2 pseudogenes are annotated in these 1,908 nt (G+C 81.4%); one reads left to right on the top strand and one right to left on the bottom strand.

Going from position 1 to position 1,908, the window contains the following annotated elements:
- A pseudogene (locus KBX39_RS33680) lies at window positions 1–1,171 on the bottom strand (hypothetical protein); the annotation flags it as partial.
- Between the two features lie 107 nt (window positions 1,172–1,278).
- On the opposite strand from KBX39_RS33680, the pseudogene KBX39_RS33675 reads away from it, so the two are divergent.
- Window positions 1,279–1,908: pseudogene (locus KBX39_RS33675) on the top strand (hypothetical protein); the annotation flags it as partial.

Below are 1,908 nucleotides of genomic sequence, written 5' to 3'. Positions count from 1 at the left end.
GCCCGACCCCGAACGCCGTCGCCGGCACCACCGGCCAGGGCGCGCCGGCCGCCTCGGCCAGCACCGGCAGCGCCACCGCGCCGAACGGCGCCCCGGCGACCCACCACGCGACGCGGCGACCCGTCGCGGCGTACGCCCCGGCGGCGACGCCCAGGAGCAGCAGCACCAGCCCGGCGCGGGCGGTCCCGGCGGAAGCCGCCGCGGCGGCGGGCACCCCGGACCCGGGCCGCACCGGCAGGCCCGCGAGCACCAGCAGCACGGTCCGCGCCGTGGCCAGCAACGCCACCACGGCCAGCGCGGCGCCCACCGCGCGCGGGGCGGCCACCGGCCGGGAGCCACCCCCGGCGGCGAGCGCCAGCAGGACCCCCGCCGCCGCGTAGAGCGCCACCGGTTCCCCGCCCGGCGCGACGAGCGGCACCAGGCCGGTCCCGGCGAGCGCCACGGCGAGCCCGGTCGAGGCGTACCCGCTCAGGTCGGTCCACAGGCGACGGACGGCGAGGGCGACGACCACCGGCACCACGACGGCGGCGGCAGCACCCCGCAGTTGCCACCACGGCGGCGCGCCGAGGCCGAACAGCGCGACGGCCACCGCCGCCGGTACGGCGACCAGCGCCACCGCGAGCGCGACGCCGCCGACGACCGGCTGCGCGCCCAGCCCGCGCCGGCCCAGCCCGGCCACCGTCACGCCGAGCAGCGCCGTCACGGCGAGCACCGCCACCGCCCCGCCGGGCGCGGCGACGCCGACCAGCAGCGCGTGCCCGAGCAGCACCGCGGCGGCCGACGCGGCGACCGGGACCGCCACCCGGCCCGGGCGCGGCCGGGCCACCGCCGCCAGCAGCAGCGCGGCGGCCGCCACGAGGTCCACCACCAGCACCAGCGGCCACGGCACGGCCGTCACGGCCGGCGCGGCGAGCGCGACCAGCCCGGCGGCGATCACACCGACCAGCGGCCGGCCCGCCCGGGGCGTCAGCAGCGCGACCGCGCCGGCGGTCAGCAGCAGGGCCGCCGGGAGCTGCCAGCCCCAGGACGGGACCGGCACGTCCCGCCCGCCCTGCCAGGCCGGGAACGAGGCGCTCGCGGTCGCCGCGCCGACCACGCCGGTGAGCACGACCGTGACCTGGCCCTGCGCGGCGGCCACCGCGAGCACGCCCACGAGCGGACCGGTCCGCACCGGCGAGCGCCGCCACCACGAGGCCGGCGGCGATCAGCAGCAGCCCGGAACGCAGCTCGGCGACCGGCCGGATAAACGCGCCCGCGAGCACCGGCGCCAGCAGTCCGGTGGTGGTCGCGCGCCAGAACCGGCCGCCGGCCGCGACCGCGCCCGCGACCGCTGCCAGCACCACCAGCAGCAGCGGGCCACCGGCCAGCAGCGGCGTGCCCGCCGCGTGGCCGACCGCCAGCGGCACCAGCGCGCAGCCGGCCGCCAGGACCAGCGCCACGCCGTGCCCGGTCCAGCCCAGCACCAGCCCGGCCGGTCACCCCGAACGTGGCCCAGGCGACAGCGGTGAACACCACGGCGGCGGTGCCGAGCAGCAGTCCACCCAGGACGAACAGCAGCCCCTGCACCGCCCGGGTGGAGGTTTCCGCGCCGCCGGGGCGTACCGGGGCGGGGGCCTGCGGGATTTGACGCGGCGGCGGCGCCGGGAGCGGCGCGGGACCGGCGGCGCCCGGCACGGGGATCTCCTGACGGATCCGGGCGGCCAGCGCCGACCGCCGCTGCCGGGCCGTGGACAGGCGGCCGGACAGATCGTGGTACGCGAGCCGGGCCGCCTCGACGCGCGGCGCCAGCTCGGTGATCTCCCGGTCCAGCCGGATCACCTCGGCGGCGGGCGGGTAGGGCGGACGGCCGCAGCCGCGGCATCCGGCGACGAGGTCGGCCGGGGCGCCGCAACCGGGGCAGGGGTAGCC

This window comes from Micromonospora sp. D75, from assembly GCF_018070405.1.
Taxonomy (GTDB): Bacteria; Actinomycetota; Actinomycetes; order Mycobacteriales; family Micromonosporaceae; genus Micromonospora; species Micromonospora chalcea.
Note: the sequence above shows the minus strand (reverse complement) of the source record. Positions and strands in the feature narration are given on the sequence as shown.